Consider the following 18,881-nt stretch of genomic DNA (forward strand, 5'->3'; position numbering starts at 1 on the left):
AGTCTTGCATGGCATTTCCGATTAGTGAAACAGGGGTGGAAAGTCTAATCTTGAATACCATGAGCGAAGTGCTAACTTTCAAAGATGTCAGCGTTGTACGCGGGCGAAAAGAACTGCTCAAGGACGTGTCCTGGGAAGTCAAAGAAGGGCAGCGGTGGATTGTGATCGGCCCCAATGGCGCCGGCAAGTCGACCTTGATGAACATCGCATCCACTCGGCTGCACCCCACCCGCGGTACCGCGGATATTCTTGGTGAACGCTTGGGCAAGGTTTCGGTCTTCGATCTGCGTCCGCTGATCGGCCTGAGCTCGGCCCTGGTTGCCAACTCCATTCCAGCCAACGAAACCGCGCTGAACGTGGTGCTCACTGCCGCCTACGGCATGACCGGCCGCTGGCGCGAGAAGTACGAGAAGCTCGATGAGCGCCGTGCTTTCCACCTGCTGCACAACTGGGGCATGTCTACCTTCATGAACCAGCCTTTCGGCAAGCTTTCCGAAGGCGAACGCAAGCGCGTGCTGATCGCCCGTGCCTTGATGACCGATCCCGAGCTGCTGATCCTCGATGAGCCGGCAGCTGGTCTGGATCTTGCCGGTCGCGAAGACCTGGTTGGCAAGCTGGCTGAACTGGCAGCCGACGAGGATGCTCCAGCACTGGTTCTGGTGACCCACCACCTTGAAGAGGTGCCAGCGGGATTCACCCACATCTTGATGATGCGTGACGGCGAAGTCGTCGCCGCCGGCGAGATCGGCTCCACGCTCAACGAAGAAAACCTGGAAGCAACCTACGGCGTGCCGCTGAGCCTGCGCCGTGAAGGTGGACGCTATTCGGCTTTCGCACGCAGCTAACAACAACAACTAAAGGGGAAAGTACCACGTGATCGAATTTTGGCGTGAAGCCCTGATCTTCCTTGGAGGACTCTGGGCCGGAACTATTAACACCGTCGTCGGGTCGGGCACCTTGGTCACTTTCCCCATTCTCGTGGCGTTGGGCACGGCACCGGTGAATGCCGTGGTCTCCAACGCCATGGGTCTGGTTGCTGGAGGCTTCTCCGGCGCCTGGGGCTACCGGCGGGAAGCCGCCAGCGTCAAGAAGACGCTGCTCAAGCTCGTGCCAGTCTCCTTGGCCGGCGGGTTGATTGGTTCACTGCTGCTATTGAATTTGCCGGAGTCGGTCTTCGGCGTCGTGGCGCCGGTGCTGTTGGTTTGCGCTCTGGTCTTGGTAATCTTCCAGCCGCGGCTTTCCAAGTGGGCGAAGACCCGCCAGACCGCATCTGGCGGTATAGACCCGGATGATGCCGACCGCGCGCCGATTCCATTGGTGCTGTATATCCTCGTGTTCCTGATCGGTGTCTACGGCGGCTACTTCACCGCGGCGCAGGGCGTACTGCTGATGGCCGTATTCGGTGTTTTCCTGCACGCTTCGCTGCAGCAGTCCAACGCCATCAAGGTGATACTTTCCTTGATCGTGAACCTTGTGGCGGCCGCGATGTACCTGATCATCGCGCCCGAGCGCATCCACTGGCTCATCGTGCTGCTGATTGCTGTCGGCTCGCTGATCGGCGGTTTCATCGGTGCCAAGGTGGGACGCAAGCTCTCGCCGGGATGGCTGCGCGCCGTCATCGTCATTCTGGGGCTGATTGCTTTGGGCAACATGCTCTACAAGCTGGTGTAGCTTCGTGGTAGAAATTCTTAATCCTGAACGCATCTTGCAGGTGGCGGATCTGGAGGATCCCCGTCTCGATGAGTACCTCCGGCTCTCGGAGGCGCATCTGCGCATGCGCACCGATGTGGAAAATGGCCTCTACATCGCCGAGAGCACCAAAGTTGTCCAGCGTGCAATCAATGCAGGCCATGTGCCACGCAGCTTCCTGCTCGCTGAAAAGCATCTGGATCAGCTGGCCGAGGAATTCAACCGCTTCCCGGACGCGCCGATTTTCATCGGGGACGACCGGCAGCTTCAGGACTTAGTCGGCTTCCATCTGCACCGCGGCGCCATGGCCGCGATGAATCGTCCCGAACCGCTGGATCTGGACGACGTGCTTGAGGCCAATTCCCGGATTGCCATCTTGGAAGACATCGCAGACCATACGAATCTCGGCGCAATTATTCGCTCGGCCTCGGGCCTCGGGGTAGATGCAGTGCTGCTCACCCCTAAATGCGTTGACCCTTGGTACCGGCGCAGCGCGCGTGTCTCGATGGGTACGGTCTTCGACCTTCCTTGGGTGCGAATGCAGTCCTGGCCAGAAGATCTCCAGACGCTGAAGAACCATGGCTATGAGATGCTCGCCATGGAACTGACCGATGACGCGACCCCGTTGAACGAAGTGGAGATCAAGGCTGGGCAGAAGGTCGCGATGATATTGGGCAATGAAGGCAGGGGAGTCACCGATGAAGCTCTCGCCGCCGTTGACCGGACCGTCATCATCCCGATGCACCGTGATGTGGATTCACTGAATGTTGGTGCCGCAAGCGCAATTGCGTTCTGGCATTTGTGCTCCGCGCCACGCTGAGAACGTTTCTGCAGTCATCGATTTTGCGATAGGATGGACTGTCTGTGCTTTGAGGTTTCTACGTGGAGCCCTGAATGCGGGACACAATTTCCGAGTAAGTAGCTGCTGGCAAAATCCAGTGGCCATAAACAAAAAGGTGTATAGCTATGAAGGCTGATATCCATCCACAGTACGGCCCAGTTGTCTTCAACGACCTGGCATCCGGCGAAAAGTTCCTGACCCGTTCGACCGCTAAGTCGGACAAGACCATCGAATGGGAAGATGGCAACACCTACCCAGTAATCGACGTCGAAATCTCGGCAGCTTCGCACCCGTTCTACACCGGCAAGCAGCGCATCATGGACACCGCTGGTCGTGTCGAGCGCTTCAACGCCCGCTTCAAGGGCTTCGGCGGCAAGAAGTAATACTTCGCCCCCAGGAAGCTTTCGCGGCGTGTTTCCAGTTTCTGGAAACACGCCGTCGCTGCTTTAACGGACTGGCCATCCCCGGATGCCGGACCTGCAATGACTGAAAAAGTTTTCACTGAAAAATTGGCGGGACGCCGTTGAACGCAACGTGCGACGCGCCAGGTGTCCCGAACGTCAGGTGAAGACTCGACTGACTGAAAAATTCTGTCGTTGGCGTCGGCAGGGAGCTTCTTGATGCGATAGCCGTCGGGGTCTACCGGCGGCGACAGCAAAAAAGTGTGCACTGGCCTCTCGAAGAATCGCATTTGGCCGCATCGAGATGGGCAACCGGCTCCATTGCGGTTGCCTGAAGTGTTCATGGGTCGTGTGGTGCTTCTGGTGACTGAAAAATTTGTCACCCAAGATCGGTCATCCGGGCTAGGGCACTTGGCCTGTTTCCCGTTGTCCGCCCATGTGGGGCGGTTCGGTTCCTGGACTCTTATCCGGAATGTCGATGTGTGGCTTGAGCTCGAGTAACCTGCCCCCTTCTGGCGTCAATCGGACTTGAGGAAGGGGGATGACCCTGGGGCGCTTTGGGCAATGATCGCTCACATGATCGAACTGATCTACGCGCTTTACGCTGCCCGGAACCACAATGGAATTCAGGCCGCGCGGTGTCACTTCGCGTTCCTCCTCCTCGGTGCTCGAGTCCTGCGTGGCAATGGTATCGGCCAATGATTCACTGACCTGTTCGGTTGAGTCCGCCAGCAGCACTGAGGTCAGCGCATCAAGGCTGCTCTGCAGGCGCTGGATCATTCTCAGCCGTTCGAGGGCGTCGCCTGGGCCATTGAGCGGCTCTGCGTCGTAAAGCTCATCGGCAATGAGTTTCGCAGGACCATAGAACAATTGATGTTCGATGCGATCACTGAAGAAAGTGTCCTTGTGGGATTCTCTTCGGGTGCAGGCTGGGAGCAGCGGCAGACGATGCTCATCATCGTCGTCTTGGATAGAGTCGGGTATTGCCATAGTTAATTCTCCGGCCGGGGTCGGACATTTTGGCCCGGAAATCCGCGGAGTGTTGATGCCTTTTCGAATGGTTATTCGGTTGTTAGCGTGGGGGTGCTTGTCGACCGTAAACCGGCGAGTCTACCGCTGCCCGGATTCGACTCGCCGGTGGCCGGGGATAGAATGAAACCATGATGCATCATGGTGAATACAAGGTAGTCGGTGGCAAATTAGTCGTTGTAGATCTGGATACTGCCGACGGCGTGATCACCGAAGTGTCGTTGAATGGCGACTTCTTCCTGGAGCCGGACGATGCGCTCGACGACCTGAATGATGCGATCCGCGGACTGCCAACCGATGCCAGCCACAGCACCATTCGCACGGCGGTAACCGAGAACCTGCGCGAAGGCGCGGTGATGTTCGGCTTCGACGAAAACGCTATTGCGCGCGTAGTGCGTCGCGCGCTGGGCCATGCCACCAAGTGGGAGGACCATGAGTGGGAAATCCTGGGCCCGGAGATCATCCCCATCACCGAGCAGGTGGCGCTGGATGAGGTGCTGACCCGCCAGATTGCCAAGGGCGCGCGCAAGCCGACGATCCGTTTCTGGGACTGGAGCGAAGGCGCCGTGGTCATCGGATCCTTCCAGTCGCTGAAGAACGAAGTCGACATGGAGCAAGCCGAAAAGCATGGCATCCAGGTGGTGCGACGCATTTCAGGCGGAGGGGCGATGTTCATGGAGGCCGGCAACTGCATCACCTACTCGCTGTACGCGCCCGAATCCCTGGTGGACGGCATGAGCTTTGCCGATTCCTACCCGTTCCTGGATGCATGGGTGATGGAAGCGCTGGAAAGCATCGGGCTGAAGGCGCACTACAAGCCGCTGAACGACATCGCCACCCCGGCCGGAAAGATCGGCGGCGCCGCGCAGAAGCGCCTGGCCCATGGCGCGATGCTGCACCACGTCACGATGAGCTACGACATCGATGCGCAGAAGATGACCCAGGTGCTGCGGATCGGCCGGGAGAAGATTTCCGACAAGGGCATCGCCTCGACGGTCAAGCGCGTTGATCCGCTGAAGTCGCAGACCCAGCTCGAACGCATGGAGATCATCAAGGTCATGATGGATACCTTCGCCAAGCGCACCGGTGCCAAGCCGGCACAGCTGGATGCCGAATCCCGACAGGCGGCGCAGGAGCTGGCGGCTGCCAAATTCGCCACCGAGCAGTGGACCGCACGCGTTCCATAAGACGGTAGGATCCAAGGGCTCGTTCTCGATTCCGCATCGAGAACGGGCCCTTGCTTCGTTTCAGGCGGCAAAAAGCCGGCCCTCTGCTTGATGAAGCAGGGGGCCGGCTTGGAGCGCCAGTGGCTATCGGCTAGCGGCTGGCGCGGCTGTAGGCCTGGGCCTGCAGCGAGCGCTGCAGCTCGGCGCGTTCCTCCAGCAGGATGCGCTTGAGTGCGGCCGGTGCGCCCTCGTGGCGTTCGAGCCAGGTGGTGGCTGTGGCCAGCGCCTTGTTCTGCTCGATGGAGCCCTGAAGATCCTGGTGGCCTGGATACAGTCCCTCGATCACGCGGGTGGCGAATTCCATGCCCATGGTCTCGAAGACCGGCAGGATCGCGGCCCAGTAGCGCTCCTCGAATGGGGCTAGCAGTGCGGCTGAACCCAGGGTGAAGCCCAGGGCGGTGGCCGAGAGGGCGTCGTTGGACAGTTCTCCCTGCTCATCGCGTGCCATCAGCACGGTATCGAAGGCGGTGTCCTTGGCCTGCAGGTCCGGGCGGGCGGCCAGCGCGGTGCGTACCGAATTCTGCGCAACACTGGTGGGGTTGGCCTTGGCCGCCTCGTGCATGCGTGCTTCGGCGGCGTCATCGAGCCGGCCGGAGGCGGCCAGCGCGATATAGGAACCCCAGAGCAGCTGCTCGTCGACGGTGACCTGATAGGCGTTGGGTTGCTCGCCGAGGAACGCATCGAGCACCTCGGGGGCCACGCCGGAGCGGGCCAGGCGGACCAGGGTGCGTGCGGTGGTGGTTTGCTGGTCGCTGCCTGCCTCGAATTCGTTCAGCCATCCGGTGAGCGTTGCGGCTGCCTGCTGGCGCAGCCCGGCGCGCAGCTCGGGAGCCACGTACTTGGCGATCGAGGTGGCCAGCTGGTCGGTGAGCACCCCGAAGACGCCGGCATCGGTGACGGCGTGCGCGTGATCCAGGATGGCTTGCACATAGCTCTGCGCGTCGAGCGTGGCTGAACGCACCGCATCCCACAGCGAGGCCCAGCAGGTGGCGCGCGGCAGCGAGTCGGTCAGCCCCGAAAGGTGGCCAAGCAAAGTGGCGCGCGAGACCGGATCGAATTCGATCAGCGCGTATGTCTCGTCCCCGTCATTGGGCAGCAGCAGGTCAGGGACCTTGCGTCCGATGAGGAAGTCCAAGGCCACCTGTTCGCCTGCCAGCTCCACCTGCACCGAATCGGTGCGCTGCAGCTTGCCCGAGTCCAGCTCGTAGGCGCCCACGGAGAGCACATGCGGGCGGGCGATCGGCGCTGCGGTAACCGGGTCGGTGCCCGACTGGATCAGCGAGGCCGAGGTGATGGTGCCCGACTCGTCGGTGTCGTACTGGACGTGCAGCTTCGGCACGCCGCTGGTCTTCAGCCAGGCGTCGGCCCACTGTCCCATGTCGCGGCCGCTGGCGGCTTCCAGCGCTTCGAGGAAGTCATCCAGCGAGGTGTTGCCGTAAGCATGCTTGCGGAAGTAGGCGCGGGCGGCGTCGCGGAAGGCATCCGCGCCAACGAAGGCAGCCAGCTGCTTGAGCACGGACGCCCCCTTGGCGTAGGTGATGCCGTCGAAATTCTGGTCCGCTGCCAGCAAATCGGGGATGTCGGCGACGATCGGGTGAGTGGTGGGCATCTGGTCCGCGACGTAGGCCCAGGCCTTGCGGCGCGCGGCGAAGGTGGTCCAGGCGGTGATGAAATCGGTGGCCTCGTCGTTGGCCAGGGTGCCGATGTAGTCGGCGAAGGATTCCTTGAGCCACAGGTCGTCCCACCACTTCATGGTGACTAGGTCGCCGAACCACATGTGCGCCATCTCGTGCATCAGGGTGTTGCCGCGCTGCTCGTACTGGCCTTCGGTGGCGTGCGAGGTGAACACGTAGCGTTCGGTGAAGGTGACCAGGCCCGGGTTCTCCATAGCGCCGAGGTTGTACTCCGGGACGAACGCCGAGTCGTACTTGCCCCACGGGTAGGGGTAGTCGAATAGCTCGTGGAAGTAGTCAAGGCCCTGGCTGGTCAGCTTGATGATTTCCTCGCCGTCGAAGTGCTCGGCCAGTGAGGCCCGGCAGGTGGCGGCCATCTCGATGGCCAGCTCTTCGCCGTCGGCCAGCTTCTGCACGTGCTCGCCGCGCACCACGTGGTACGGGCCGGCCAGCACTGCGGTGATGTAGGAGGAGATCTTAGGTGTGGGGGAGCAGGCGACGGTCTTGGTGCCGTCCTCGTTCACGACCTCATCGACGATCGGCTGGTTGCTGGCCAGGTGCCAATCGGCCCGACCGGTGAGCGTGAAGCGGTAGCTGGTCTTCAGATCCGGCTGTTCGAAGCAGGCGAAGACGCGGCGCGCCTCGGAAGGCTCGAACTGGGTGTAGAGGTAGGTTTCGCCGTCCTGCGGGTCCACGAAGCGGTGCAGGCCCTCGCCGGAGCGCGAGTAGATGGCCTGGCCGGTGATCTTCACGGTGTTCGGCGCATCGGTGCGCAGATTATCGAGGTAGATGCGCGCATCAAGCACGGCGGAATCCACATCGATCGCGGAGCCGTTAACCAGCACCTCGGCCACCGATTCGTGGATGAAGTCGATGAAGGTCGCCGGTTCCCTGGAGCTGAAGTTCAGCGTGGTGATCGAGGTGAAGCTGGTGGCGTTGCGGTCGGCGGCATTGGCCAGGTCGAGCTGGACTTCGGCGAAGTGCCATTCGATATTCCGTGCGCGCCAGGCCGCTTCGTCGCGCCTGAGGTTTTCATTGGGTGCATAGCGTTGAAGTGTGTCCACCATCCCAGCTTAGCTGTGAAACGAATGCTTTAGGGTTTTTTCTACTGGATTTCCTCGGTTCTCCGGCGCCAGGCCTTCCTGCGCTAGGCTTGATGGGTCTGTGCAAGCACCTGTGAGGATGGAGAAAACAGTGGACGTCTTTATCAAAGGCCCTTCCAAGCGCGACGTAGCGGGCATGAAAGCGGCCTTCGGCGAGGTCCAGGGTGGCGATGTCCTCTCGGTGCTCTACAAGACCGAACGCTTTGGCAACTTCCTGATCACCGGGGCCGCGCACGCGACGGTGCTCGATGACGTGATGGTCGGCGGGCTGAACGCAGCCGCGGCGAAGAAGAAGGCCAAGAATGCCGATGGCGGCGAGATCATGCAGCGCCAGCCCGACAAGGATGTTCGCGCCTTTCCTGCGGTCTTCGAGGGCGACTTCGTCCCGGAGGACATCGAGGTGTCCGAGCTGTCCCACGGCGATCTGGTGGTGGCTTCCTTCAGCCAGGAACCCTACGGGGATTTCGTGGTGACCGGGGTGGTCACCGAGGCCGAAAAGGACCGCGGCTACCTGATGGTCGGCCCGTGGATCCTGCAGACCGCGGATGGACCCGCTTCACGCTTGCTGTCGGTGCAGCGGGTCGCGGCCAACGGCACGCACGTGGCTCCGGTGCCTACCCGTCGCGGCCTGGTCGAGGTCGACGGGCTGTAGCCCGCGAAGATTCCGGTGGCTGCGGTGTTTGGGAGGTTCTGCCCAAGACCACAGCCGCCGTTCCATTGAGGCGCGGCGATGGTGGCGGTTTATCGCGTCTGGCTGAGGACAATAATTCGAGGTGACTCGGCCATGGTGCCGGGGCTTTACATGTCCGGGGGAGCTGTGGATAGGCGGATTGAGGATGGATTCGTTGTTTCTCAGAATCACCAGACGTCGAATTATGAGTAGCTCAGCTACTCATAATTCGACGAAGAGGTTTTATGACTAAGAGCAACGCCAGGTCGAATCCGGTGAGCATGCCCAGGGTTGCTTCGTCCTCGTCGGAGACTTGGATGCTGCGCAAGGTATGTGGCATGGTGCGTGCCGCGTCGGCGATGATGAAGGCGTCTTTTTCGTCTGTTTTCGCCGTCCCGGGATACTTGTCGGCGATGCGCCGCATCGAGAGTCCGGGAAGGTAGGCCACCGGAATTCCGAGGTTCTGGGCTATGGCAACAGCGAGCGCGCCGATGGTGGCAGGCTGGTCCACGACTACCAGAACCTGTCCTTGAGCTAGCAGCTTTTGATGCACGGCGGTGAGTTTGGCTTCGTCGTTGGCCAGGGCCTTGTTCCAGATTTTGGTGCCGTCTTGGATGAGGGCGCAGGCCCAGTGGTCGGTTTTGCCGATGTCGAGGCCGAGGAAGATCTGGATGTCTTCGGTTTTCATGACCGGTGCTCCTTTGAACCGATTAATTGTTCAAGGTCGGCCAACCGTCGGTAGCAAAGTCTTTCATCCACGTTGCGACTGGCGTCCGTTTTTGGCGCCGTGCCCCAATCAGCAATCACCTCGCCGCCATCCAATCCCGGTGGCGACACCCCGGGCTATTGGATACGCAGGGGCAAGAAACCATGCCGGGATTGGCCGGCCGACAGTTCCTATCATCCTCGGGTGAAGGAGCTATTAACAAGGTAACGGGGTGGTTCCGGACACCTTGCTGGGGTACCCTGTGGCTAACTGGTCGCCAATCAAGGAAAGCGTGCCCACCGCCATGCCACGGATTATCCATTTTGACCATGTCGGAATCACCGTTGGAGATCTCGAGCTGGTGACCGCCTTCTTCATTGGCCTGGGCCTGCATGTCGAGGGGAGAGTCGAGGGGATGGAAGGCGAGTTCCTGGAAACCGTGTGCGGGGTCAAGGACTCGCGCACGAACATCGTGATGCTCAAATCCGAGGATTCCTCCGTCGGCATCGAGCTGTCCAGCTTCGAGAAGCCGGCGCACGAACCGGGCAACCCGCACGCCATGGCCAATGAACTCGGGTTGCGCTCGATCGCGTTCGAGGTCGACGATCTCCAGGGGATGCTCGCCGGCCTTGAATCCAAGGGCTATGGGCTGATCGGAGGCGTCGGGGAATACGAGGGCGTGTGGAAGATGGCCTACGTGCGCGGTCCCGAAGGGCTGACCGTGGCTCTGGCCCAGCGGCTGAAGAAATAATACCAGCCGCCGCGGCTGCCGTTAATCTGCAAGTGCCCGGCCCAGGGGAAATTCCCCCGGGGCCGGGCACCGGTGCGCTGGTCCTCAGGCAGGTACTAGCGCTTGGCCTTCTGCAAGGACTTCTCGCTGATCGGCGCATTGTCGCTGGCGCGCAGCTTACGGAAGTACTCCATGGCCTCATCCTGGCGCTCGGCTTCGCCGCCCGAGGAGATGTCGGCACGCAGGTGGTCCTGGGTGTAGCCGAAGGCGTCGACCAGGTCCTGGGCGTGCGGGCGCAGGCGGGCAAGCAGGCGGTTGATGTAGCCGGACAGGGTGCGGGCGCGCTGCATCGAGAGCAGGCCGTTGGCCAGGTACCAGCCCAGGTCGTCCTCGACCAGCGACAGCGCGAAGACATCGCGCAGCCAGGTCAGCACCTCGGCGGTGGCCGGATCCTGGATCTTCTCCAGTGCCGCGGTGAATGCCTCCCAGCGCAGCAGCTGGCCGTGGTCGCGGGCCGCGGAGATCAGCAGGTCCTGGTTCTCGTTGAACGCGGCGGCGCCCTTGGCCTTGTCCTTCCCGGCGGCGCGCAGGGCGTTGGCCACCGCGGCGACCTTGGCATTGATGCGGTCGGTAAGCAAGGCGCGCTGGTTCTCCGGGTCCTTGAAGAAGTTGGCGCTCTTGCGCTCATCGGAGATGTCCGCGAAGGCCTGGCCCACGCTGCGCAGCCCGGACCGGTGCAGTGCGGTGGTTCCTGCCTGCTTGGCCGCGTACAGCGCCATCGCTCCGGTGTCGAGCTTGCGGAACTCGGCCGCATAGTCGGTGAGCAGGCGCTTGCCCACCAGCTGCAGCAGCACGTTGTTGTCGCCCTCGAAGGTCACATAGACATCCAGGTCGGCGTAGAGCTGGGTGAAGCGGTTCTTGGCGATGAACCCGGCACCGCCGCAGGCTTCGCGGCATTCCTGGATGGTGTCCAGCGCGTCCCAGGTGCTCAGCGGCTTCAGCGCGGCGGCGAGGGTTTCCAGATCCTGGCGGTCGTCGTCGCTGTCGGCGCGGCCGGAGAATACCGCGTCGAACTTGTCCAGCAGGCCGTCGTGGGCGAAGGAGGAGGCGTAGGTGCGGGCCAGGCGGGTGATCAGCCGGCGCTGGTGGCGCTGGTAGTCCAGCAGGGTGGTTTCCTCGGTGTCCGAGGTGGAGTTGAACTGGCGGCGCTGGTTACCGTAGGTCACGGCGATCTGCAGGGCGATCTTCGAGGCGTTGGTGGCGGCGCCATCCAGCGAGACGCGGCCCTGGACCAGGGTGCCGAGCATGGTGAAGAAGCGGCGGCCCGGCGAGGGGATTGGAGAGGAGTAGGTGCCGTCGGCGTCCACGTTGCCGTAGCGGTTGAGCAGGTTGGTGCGCGGAACACGCACGTTGGTGAAGTGCAGTCGGCCGTTGTCGATGCCGTTCAGCCCGCCCTTGAGCCCGTCGTCCTCACCGCCGACGCCTTCCAGGAAGTTGCCGTCCTCGTCGCGGATCGGCACGTAGAAGCAGTGCACGCCATGGTTCACGCCCTTGGTGATCAGCTGGGCGAAGACGGTGGCTGCCTTGCCGTGCAGCGCGGCGTTGCCCAGATAGTCCTTCCAGGCGGCCTTGAACGGGGTGTGGATGACGAATTCCTCCGTGGCTTCGTCGTAGGTGGCAGTGGTAGCGACGGAGGCTACGTCCGAGCCGTGGCCGATCTCGGTCATGGCGAAGGCGCCCGGGGTCTTCAGGCTCATGGCATCCGGCAGCCACTTGGCGTGGTGCTCTTCGCTGCCTAGGTGCAGGATCGCTCCGGCGAACAGGCCCCACTGCACCCCTGCCTTGATCTGCAGCGATGGGTCGGCTGCCACCAGTTCCTCGAAGGCGGCCAGCGAGCCGCCGTGGTCATCGAAGCCGCCGAATTCCTTGGGGAAGGCACGCTGCACGGCCTCCTGCTCGACGAGGATGCCCAGCTGGCCGAGCACCCGTTCGCGGTGCTCGGCCATGCCCAGCAGCGGGTCGCGCTGCAGCTGCGGATTGGCGGCGCGGGCGCGCGAGGCCTTGCGGATTTCGGCGTAGGGGCCGAGCAGCTGCTCGGAGAGGGCGGTGATGTTGATGCGGTTCTCGCTCATGGCGTGCCTTTCATTTCGGTGGTTCGGGTTGGGGTGCACCAAGGGGTGCTTTAGCGGGTTGTCGGTGTCCGGGTGGAGGCGATGCCGTAGGCCAGCCAGTTGGTCAGCTCGGTGGCCAGCGACTGCAGCGACGGCTTGCCGGGGCCTGCCGGGTGGCTCAGCCACTGCTCACCGGCGGCTCGGACCATGCCCAGGGCCGCACGCGGCCACAAATCGAGGGTGGAGGCGGTGGCGTGCTGGTCATAGAGCTTGAGCAGGCGTTCGCTCATCAAGCTGGAGGCCTCCTCGAAGAAGGTGTTCAGAGCCCCGGCCGACTCGTCATCGGCCGAGCGCGGGGCGGAGGTCACGAAGAAGTACAGGTTGGGGCTGTTGTCGGCCAGCTCCAGGTAGGAGGAGACCATCGCGTGGAGCGCGCTGATTTCGTCTTCCTTGGCCAGGCCGGCGGCGATGACGCGTTCGCGGAAGTCGTTGATGACCATGGCGCTCAGTGCCTGGCGCAGGCCTTCCTTGTCGCCGAAGTACCGGTAGTAGACCGGCTTGGAGGTCTTTGCGTGTCCGGCAATGTCCTCCATGGAGACCTGGGGACCGAGCTTGTGCACGGCTTTGCGTGCCAACCTGAGCAGTTCCTCGTGGCGCGCGGTGCGATGCGCTTCCCAGCGAGCTGCCCGGCCGTCGGTCTCGCGGTCGATTTCCTCAGCGATCTTGTTCACGTAACTCAGAGTATCATGTACTCTTGGTTACAGTAATACTTGTCACACCAGAATATTTGTAGGAGTTCAACGAACATGAGCCAGCCTTCTGTGCGCAACGCCGTGATCATCGGTGGCAACCGCATTCCCTTCGCCCGTTCCAACACCGCTTATGTGAATGCGTCCAACCAGGACATGTTCACCGCCGCACTCGAGGGCCTGGTTGCCCGCTACGGACTGCAGGGACAGCGCATCGGTGCAGTCTCCGGCGGTGCGGTGCTCAAGCACTCCAAGAACTTCAACCTGATCCGCGAATCGGTACTCGGCTCCTCGCTGGATCACGCCACCCCGGCCTACGACGTGCAAATGGCCTGCGCCACCGGCATGGAAGCCATCGGCTCGCTGGCCAACAAGATCAAGCTCGGCCAGCTCGACTCGGCCATCGGCGGCGGCGTGGACACCACCTCCGACGCGCCCATCGCCGTATCCGATTCGCTGCGCGCGATCCTGATGGAACTTTCCCGGGCCCGCTCCACCAAAGCCAAGTTGGCTGCGTTGTCCAAGCTGCGCCCAGGCCACCTGGCCCCAGCGGCTCCAGGCACCGGCGAACCACGCACCGGACTGTCCATGGGCGACCACCAGGCGATCACCACCAAGAAGTGGGGCATCACCCGCGAAGCACAGGATGAACTGGCCTTGGCCAGCCACAAGAACCTGGCTGCAGCCTATGACCGCGGTTTCTTCAACGACCTGATCACCCCATTCAACGGCCTGTCCAAGGACAACAACCTGCGCGCCGACTCCAGCATGGAAAAGCTCGCCAAGCTCAAGCCGGCCTTCGGCAAGAACCTGGGCGAAGCGGCGACCATGACCGCTGGCAACTCCACCCCTCTGACCGACGGCGCCTCGGCAGTGCTGCTGGGCAGCGAAGAGTACGCCCAAGCCAACGACCTGCCAATGCTGGCGAACTTCGTGGACTTCGAAGCCGCCGCGGTGGACTTCGTGCACGGCGAAGAGGGCCTGCTGATGGCTCCCGCCTACGCCACCGCCCGCATGCTCAAGCGCAACAACCTCACCTTGCAGGACTTTGATTTCTACGAGATCCACGAAGCTTTCGCCGGCACCGTGCTGTCCACGCTCAAGGCGTGGGAAGACGAGGAATTCTGCCGCGAGAAGCTTGGCCTGGATGCCGCGCTGGGCGCCATCGACCGGTCGAAGCTTAACGTGAACGGCTCCTCGCTCGCAGCCGGACACCCATTTGCCGCCACCGGCGGCCGCATTATCGCCAGCACCGCAAAGATGCTGCACGAAAAGGGCTCGGGCCGCGCACTGATTTCGGTCTGCGCAGCAGGCGGCCAGGGCGTCGTCGCTATTCTGGAGGCTCGCAACTAATGGCAGACAAGTACATGGAACTGGTAAACACCGGCCTGACCAAGAAGCTGGCCACCATGCTGGGCCTGCCGCGTCCGCCGCGGCTGCGCCGCTACAGCCCGGATGCCGCGCTGCTGCCCGGCCCGGTATTGATCCTCGGCGCTTCGGCCAAGGCGCAGGAATTGAGCGACACCTTGGTCTCCTGGGGCCTGGATGTGCGCCGCCACGAAGCAGGGGAAGCCAAACTCGGCGCTCTGGTCCTGCTGCTTGACGAGCTCGAGCGCCCCACTGACCTTTCGCCGCTGATGTTGGCGGCCGGCCAGGCGCTGCGCAAGCTGCTTCCCGGCGGCCGCGTGGTCGCTTTCTCCCGGCCTGCCGGGGATGATGATGCGCCCCAGCTGTCAGCCGTGCGCCAGGGCATCGATGGCGTGGTGCGCTCGATGGGCCGCGAAATGCGCGGCGGCGCGACCGCCAATGGCATCGTGCTCGAAGCTGGCACCACCGTGGCCAGCCCGAGTGCGCTGGCCGCCTTGCGCTTCTTCTTCTCCGGGCGCAGCGCCTATGTGGACGGCCAATTCCTGACCGTGCGCACCAACGATGGCGTGCTTCCGGCTGACTTCGCCAAGCCGCTGGCCGGCAAGGTGGCAGTGGTGACCGGGGCCGCCCGCGGCATCGGCGCGGCCATCGCCAAAACGCTGTCCCGCGATGGGGCGCAGGTGGTCGTGGTGGACATGCCGGCCGCCGGCGAAGCGCTGGCCAAGGTGGCCAATTCCATCGGCGCCACCACCTTGCAGCTGGATGTCACTGCCGAGGATGCGGCGCAGCAGATCATGGATCACGCGATCGGCCGCCATGGCTCGCTGGATCTGGTGATCCACAATGCCGGAATCACCCGCGACAAGCTGCTGGCCAACATGGACGCCGGCCGCTGGGATTCGGTGATCGCAGTGAACATCGCCTCGCAGCTGCGCATGAACGAGGCCTTCCTGGCGGCCAAGCTGCCGGGCCTGCGCATCGTATCGCTGGCGTCCACCTCCGGCATCGCCGGCAACCGCGGGCAGACCAACTATGCTGCTTCCAAGGGCGGGGTGATCGGCATGGTGCACGCCAGCGCCAAGCTGTTCGCCGAAAATGGCGGCTCCATCGCCGCGGTGGCCCCGGGATTCATCGAGACCGAGATGACCGCAAAGATCCCGCTGGGCACCCGCACCGTCGCCCGCATGGTCCTGCCCTCGCTGATGCAGGGCGGCCTGCCGGTGGATGTTGCCGAAGCCATCAGCTTCCTCGGCTCGGATGCCGCGGCCGGGCTGAACGGCCAGGTGCTGCGCGTCTGCGGCCAGTCGCTGGTAGGTGCCTGAGATGGGTGCGCAGATCGTTTCCGGAATTCCGTCGATGGCCTCGGTCTATGCCCAGTCCGTCAAGACCCTGAAGCGCAAGCCGAAGAACCCGGTGCTGCCCGAAACCGTGCTGGTGTTCCAGGGTGCGAAGGCCGATCCGGCGAAGCTTGCCGAGTTCCGCAAGGCCGTGGACGCACCGATGAACGGCGTGCTGCCGAGTCTCTACGTGCACTCCTTGGCGTTCCCGCTGGCCATGTCCTTGATGGTGCGCGACGATTTCCCGTTGCCGCTGCTGGGCATGATCCATCTGGTCAACCAGGTGGAGGTCCAGCAGCCGCTGGGGGAGGTGGAGGCATTCGACATCGAGGTGCACAGCGAGAACCTCGCGGCCCATCCGCACGGGGTGACCGCCGACCTGGTGATGCGCATTGTGGTGGATGGGCAGGACCGGATGCTGCTGCGCAGCACGTTCTTGGCCAAAGGCGTGCGGCTCGATGGGGCCACGCCGGAGAAAAGCACGCACCCTGACTTTGCCGCACCGCAGCGCACCGCAAGCTGGAAACTGGATGCGGGAACCGGACGCCGCTGGGCCGCGGTTGCCGGGGACTACAACCCGATCCACCTGTCTGCGCTCAGCGCCAAGGCATTGGGCATGCCGGCGGCCATCGCCCACGGCATCTACCTGGCGGCCCGTGCGCTGGCGGGGATCGAGCCTGCTGGCGGAAGCTACCGCTGGAGCATCGAGTTCAAGACTCCGGTGGTGCTTCCGGCTTCGATTGACCTGGCCTTCCAGCCGAACTCCGACGGTTACACCGTCCAGGCGTGGAACGCGCGCAAATCCAAGCCCCACTTCGAAATGGAGCTGGTGCGCGGCTAGGTGAAATCACCAGTGCCCTGGTCATCGACGCAGTAGCGTTGACGACCAGGGCACTGTGGTGCCACCGTCCTTGACTAGGCTCGGTGGCGCTCGGACTGGGCCATGCGATAGCTGGCCAATGTAGCGACAGCGGCGCGCTCCCAGGTGAATAGTCCCGAATGCTCCAGTGCGCCATGGCCGGCGGCGGTAATCTGTTCAGGATCCCGGGCAAGCTCAAGCAATTTTTCGGCCCACAGCTGGGCATCGGGCTCGTCCATGAGCCACCCTGACTCGCCGTCGTTCACGGCGTACGCCAAACCGCCCACGGCATTGGCCAGAACCGGAGTGCCGCAGGCCTGCGCTTCGGCAGCTACCAGGCCGAAGGTCTCGGAGAGTGAAGGGACTGCAACGACGTCGGCGTTGGCGAAGACGAGAGCCAATTTCTCGGGGGAGAGCGGATCGAAGAAGCGGACGACGTCCTGAAGGCCGTGGCGTTGCACGAGCGAAGGCAGGTCGTAGTTGGTTTGCCCGGACAGGGCGCCGAAGAGTGATGCGGTAATGCGCAGGCTGGGGTCCTCGCGGCGCGCGATGCCCATGGCCTCGAGCAGCAGATGCGCTCCCTTCAGCGGTTGCATCCGTCCGGCATAGACCAGATGCAGGTCATCCTCGCCCAGCGGGCGGCGCACCTTGTCCTGGTCCGGATGGAAGATTCGGTGGTTGACGCCGGGCAACACGATGTCGAGCTTTTTCAATTCCACGGCGTAAAAGCTCCCGAGCTGCTTCGCTTCCACCGGAGTGTTGGCGATGATGCGCGCGCATTCGGCAAGCAGCTGCTGCTCGGCTTCCTTGCGGTACCCGGGCTCGGGGATGCCAGATTCGTGCTCCTTGGCCGCGGCCGAGGTGTGCATCGACACCAGCAGGGGAGCGTCCCACCGTGCGGCCAGCTGCTGTCCCACCATTCCCGAGAGCCAATAGTGTCCATGGATTACATCGATGTTCACGCCGTGCAGGTGGGTGGCTATTTCTTCCGCGGCATCGTCGATGATTTCGGGCAGCTGCTCCTTGGCCAGGGTCCGGTTCGCGGCTACCTGCACCTGGTGCATCCATACGCCCTCACTGACCTGCAGCGACTCTGATTCCCCGGCGGTGCGCGTGAGCATATGCACTTCGTGGCCCAGCGCGCCCAGCGCGTAGGAAAGGTTCTGGATGTACACGTTCATGCCTCCTGCATCGCCGGAGCCGGGTTGCTGCATTGGCGAAGTATGCAGGGAAAGCATGGCTATGCGCATGATTGGTGCTCCCAAGGTGCTGTGCTGGTGACGGAATTTTTCGTTCAAAACTCCGCCTCTGATGCTATCAAGAAGCCAGGTCAAGCATCTTCGCGTTTGCGGATGTCCAGTGATCCACCATGTCCGCTCCTCCGTGGCCATCTTCTTCGCAGATGACCAGCGAGGAAGCCGGCCAAAGCTGGTGCAGCTTCCATGCGGTTCTTGCAGGACCGGAAACATCGGCGCGTCCGTGGATCAGGACGGCCGGAAGATGCTGGATCTTGGCCATGTTCTCGAGGATCGGTGGCTGGCAGAAGCCGTCGTGGGCCCAGAAGTGCGTCGTCATCCGGGACATCGAATGCCGAAAACTGCGCTCTTCCCAGCGCGGATCCCGAACCACCTGCTCGGAGCCGAGGGAAATGTGGGTGTCCTCCCACAGGGCCCATTCGAGGGAGGCCGCATCGCGAAGTTCAAGATCGCTGGAGCTGAGCAGTTGCGCGTAGGCCTCGACGAGCCGCAACTCTCCGGACGCATAGGCAGGAACATGCCTGCTGGCGAATCCCGCGAGCCGGTCCCATGCCTCGGGGAAGAGCGCTCCGACGGTTTCGGTGATCCATTGGACTTCTTCACGGCTGGTTGTCGTCACCGCGAACAGTACGATGCCGATAACACGTTCGGGATGCGCCTGCGCGTAGGCGAGCGCCAAGGTCGAGCCCCAGGACACGCCATTGAGGATCCATTTCTCGATTCCCAGCCCGATGCGCAACGTTTCGATGTCGGCAATGAGCCGCGGGGTAGTGAATGATTCCATCTCCACGTTTGCATCTGCAGCCGAGGGGAGGGAACGGCCGCAACCGCGCTGCTCGAAACCAATGAGGCGCGTACGGGACAGGTCCCAGCGGTTTCGATAGCCGCTGACGCCGAGCGTTCCTCCCGGGCCGCCGTGCAGATGCAGTGCCGGGATTCCGTCGCGCCGTCCGAACTCTTCCCAGTACAGCTGGTGGCCATCGTCGGTCGGCATCAGCCCGTGATGGATGGGATCGCTGCCGAGGGAAAAATCAGTCATGTACGCACTTTACGGGAAAGCGGGCCAACGAGGGATTCATCGAAAGTTGCTTCCGCTCTTCTAAATCTCCTTGGCCGGCCATCATTGAAAATGC

16 protein-coding genes and 1 pseudogene are annotated in these 18,881 nt (G+C 62.9%); 10 read left to right on the plus strand and 7 right to left on the minus strand.

Features of this window, described 5'->3' with window-relative positions; genetic code table 11:
• Positions 1 to 59: 59 nt before the first annotated feature.
• From JOE62_RS09175 to JOE62_RS09190, 4 genes are all read left to right on the plus strand, one after another.
• Positions 60 to 845, plus strand: coding sequence for an ABC transporter ATP-binding protein (locus JOE62_RS09175; protein ID WP_204722045.1), 786 nt, complete (start codon positions 60 to 62; stop codon positions 843 to 845).
• A 28-nt stretch (positions 846 to 873) separates the two neighbouring features.
• The gene (locus JOE62_RS09180; RefSeq protein ID WP_338085773.1) at positions 874 to 1,671 is read left to right on the plus strand and encodes a sulfite exporter TauE/SafE family protein; all 798 of its coding nucleotides are present in this window, start codon (positions 874 to 876) and stop codon (positions 1,669 to 1,671) included.
• Positions 1,672 to 1,675: 4 nt separating this feature from the next.
• Positions 1,676 to 2,509: a TrmH family RNA methyltransferase gene (locus JOE62_RS09185; protein WP_204722046.1), complete on the plus strand. Its 834-nt coding sequence runs from the start codon at positions 1,676 to 1,678 to the stop codon at positions 2,507 to 2,509.
• 146 nt (positions 2,510 to 2,655) lie between these two features.
• Positions 2,656 to 2,913, plus strand: coding sequence for a type B 50S ribosomal protein L31 (locus JOE62_RS09190; RefSeq protein ID WP_038991006.1), 258 nt, complete (start codon positions 2,656 to 2,658; stop codon positions 2,911 to 2,913).
• A 420-nt stretch (positions 2,914 to 3,333) separates the two neighbouring features.
• Here the strand turns inward: JOE62_RS09190 and JOE62_RS09195 are convergent, their stop codons facing one another.
• Complete coding sequence (locus tag JOE62_RS09195; RefSeq protein WP_204722048.1) at positions 3,334 to 3,921, minus strand: hypothetical protein; 588 nt, start codon at positions 3,919 to 3,921, stop codon at positions 3,334 to 3,336.
• Between the two features lie 170 nt (positions 3,922 to 4,091).
• Here JOE62_RS09195 and JOE62_RS09200 point away from each other — a divergent pair, with 170 nt between their 5' ends.
• Positions 4,092 to 5,147 carry a lipoate-protein ligase LplAB gene (locus JOE62_RS09200; protein ID WP_204722050.1) on the plus strand — a complete coding sequence of 352 codons (1,056 nt, stop codon included), beginning with the start codon at positions 4,092 to 4,094 and terminating at the stop codon, positions 5,145 to 5,147.
• Positions 5,148 to 5,277: 130 nt separating this feature from the next.
• Here JOE62_RS09200 and pepN read toward each other — a convergent pair whose 3' ends face one another.
• Positions 5,278 to 7,923: an aminopeptidase N gene (pepN, locus tag JOE62_RS09205; RefSeq protein ID WP_204722052.1), complete on the minus strand. Its 2,646-nt coding sequence runs from the start codon at positions 7,921 to 7,923 to the stop codon at positions 5,278 to 5,280.
• A 130-nt stretch (positions 7,924 to 8,053) separates the two neighbouring features.
• Here pepN and JOE62_RS09210 point away from each other — a divergent pair, with 130 nt between their 5' ends.
• A complete protein-coding gene (locus JOE62_RS09210) occupies positions 8,054 to 8,614 on the plus strand; it encodes a hypothetical protein (protein WP_204722054.1) in 561 nt (186 codons plus the stop codon).
• A 274-nt stretch (positions 8,615 to 8,888) separates the two neighbouring features.
• Here JOE62_RS09210 and JOE62_RS09215 read toward each other — a convergent pair.
• Positions 8,889 to 9,320 (minus strand): annotated as a pseudogene (locus tag JOE62_RS09215) (IS110 family transposase); the annotation flags it as partial.
• A 250-nt stretch (positions 9,321 to 9,570) separates the two neighbouring features.
• On the opposite strand from JOE62_RS09215, the gene JOE62_RS09220 reads away from it, so the two are divergent.
• A complete protein-coding gene (locus JOE62_RS09220; RefSeq protein ID WP_338085774.1) occupies positions 9,571 to 10,089 on the plus strand; it encodes a VOC family protein in 519 nt (172 codons plus the stop codon).
• A 95-nt stretch (positions 10,090 to 10,184) separates the two neighbouring features.
• Here the strand turns inward: JOE62_RS09220 and JOE62_RS09225 are convergent, their stop codons facing one another.
• On the minus strand, positions 10,185 to 12,200 hold the full coding sequence (locus tag JOE62_RS09225) for an acyl-CoA dehydrogenase family protein (RefSeq protein ID WP_204722056.1): 2,016 nt from the start codon (positions 12,198 to 12,200) through the stop codon (positions 10,185 to 10,187).
• Positions 12,201 to 12,250: 50 nt separating this feature from the next.
• Positions 12,251 to 12,910 carry a TetR family transcriptional regulator gene (locus tag JOE62_RS09230; protein ID WP_204722058.1) on the minus strand — a complete coding sequence of 220 codons (660 nt, stop codon included), beginning with the start codon at positions 12,908 to 12,910 and terminating at the stop codon, positions 12,251 to 12,253.
• A 75-nt stretch (positions 12,911 to 12,985) separates the two neighbouring features.
• Between JOE62_RS09230 and JOE62_RS09235 the strand changes: the two genes are divergently transcribed.
• From JOE62_RS09235 to JOE62_RS09245, 3 genes are read left to right on the plus strand one after another with little or no spacing between them, the layout of a single operon-like run.
• Positions 12,986 to 14,281, plus strand: a complete 1,296-nt coding sequence (locus JOE62_RS09235) for an acetyl-CoA C-acetyltransferase (RefSeq protein WP_204722060.1) — start codon at positions 12,986 to 12,988, stop codon at positions 14,279 to 14,281.
• Positions 14,281 to 15,618, plus strand: coding sequence for a 3-oxoacyl-ACP reductase (locus JOE62_RS09240; RefSeq protein WP_204722062.1), 1,338 nt, complete (start codon positions 14,281 to 14,283; stop codon positions 15,616 to 15,618). Before JOE62_RS09235 ends, JOE62_RS09240 begins: the two co-directional genes overlap by 1 nt.
• A gap of 1 nt (position 15,619) precedes the next feature.
• Positions 15,620 to 16,474 carry a MaoC family dehydratase gene (locus JOE62_RS09245; protein WP_204722064.1) on the plus strand — a complete coding sequence of 285 codons (855 nt, stop codon included), beginning with the start codon at positions 15,620 to 15,622 and terminating at the stop codon, positions 16,472 to 16,474.
• Between the two features lie 74 nt (positions 16,475 to 16,548).
• Here JOE62_RS09245 and JOE62_RS09250 read toward each other — a convergent pair whose 3' ends face one another.
• Positions 16,549 to 17,790 (minus strand): glycosyltransferase, encoded by a 1,242-nt coding sequence (locus JOE62_RS09250; RefSeq protein ID WP_204722066.1) that lies wholly within the window; start codon positions 17,788 to 17,790, stop codon positions 16,549 to 16,551.
• 19 nt (positions 17,791 to 17,809) lie between these two features.
• Complete coding sequence (locus tag JOE62_RS09255) at positions 17,810 to 18,787, minus strand: alpha/beta fold hydrolase (RefSeq protein WP_204722068.1); 978 nt, start codon at positions 18,785 to 18,787, stop codon at positions 17,810 to 17,812.
• Between the last annotated feature and the right edge of the window lie 94 nt (positions 18,788 to 18,881).

The sequence above is a fragment of the Glutamicibacter nicotianae genome, from assembly GCF_016907615.1.
Classification (GTDB): domain Bacteria; phylum Actinomycetota; class Actinomycetes; order Actinomycetales; family Micrococcaceae; genus Glutamicibacter; species Glutamicibacter nicotianae.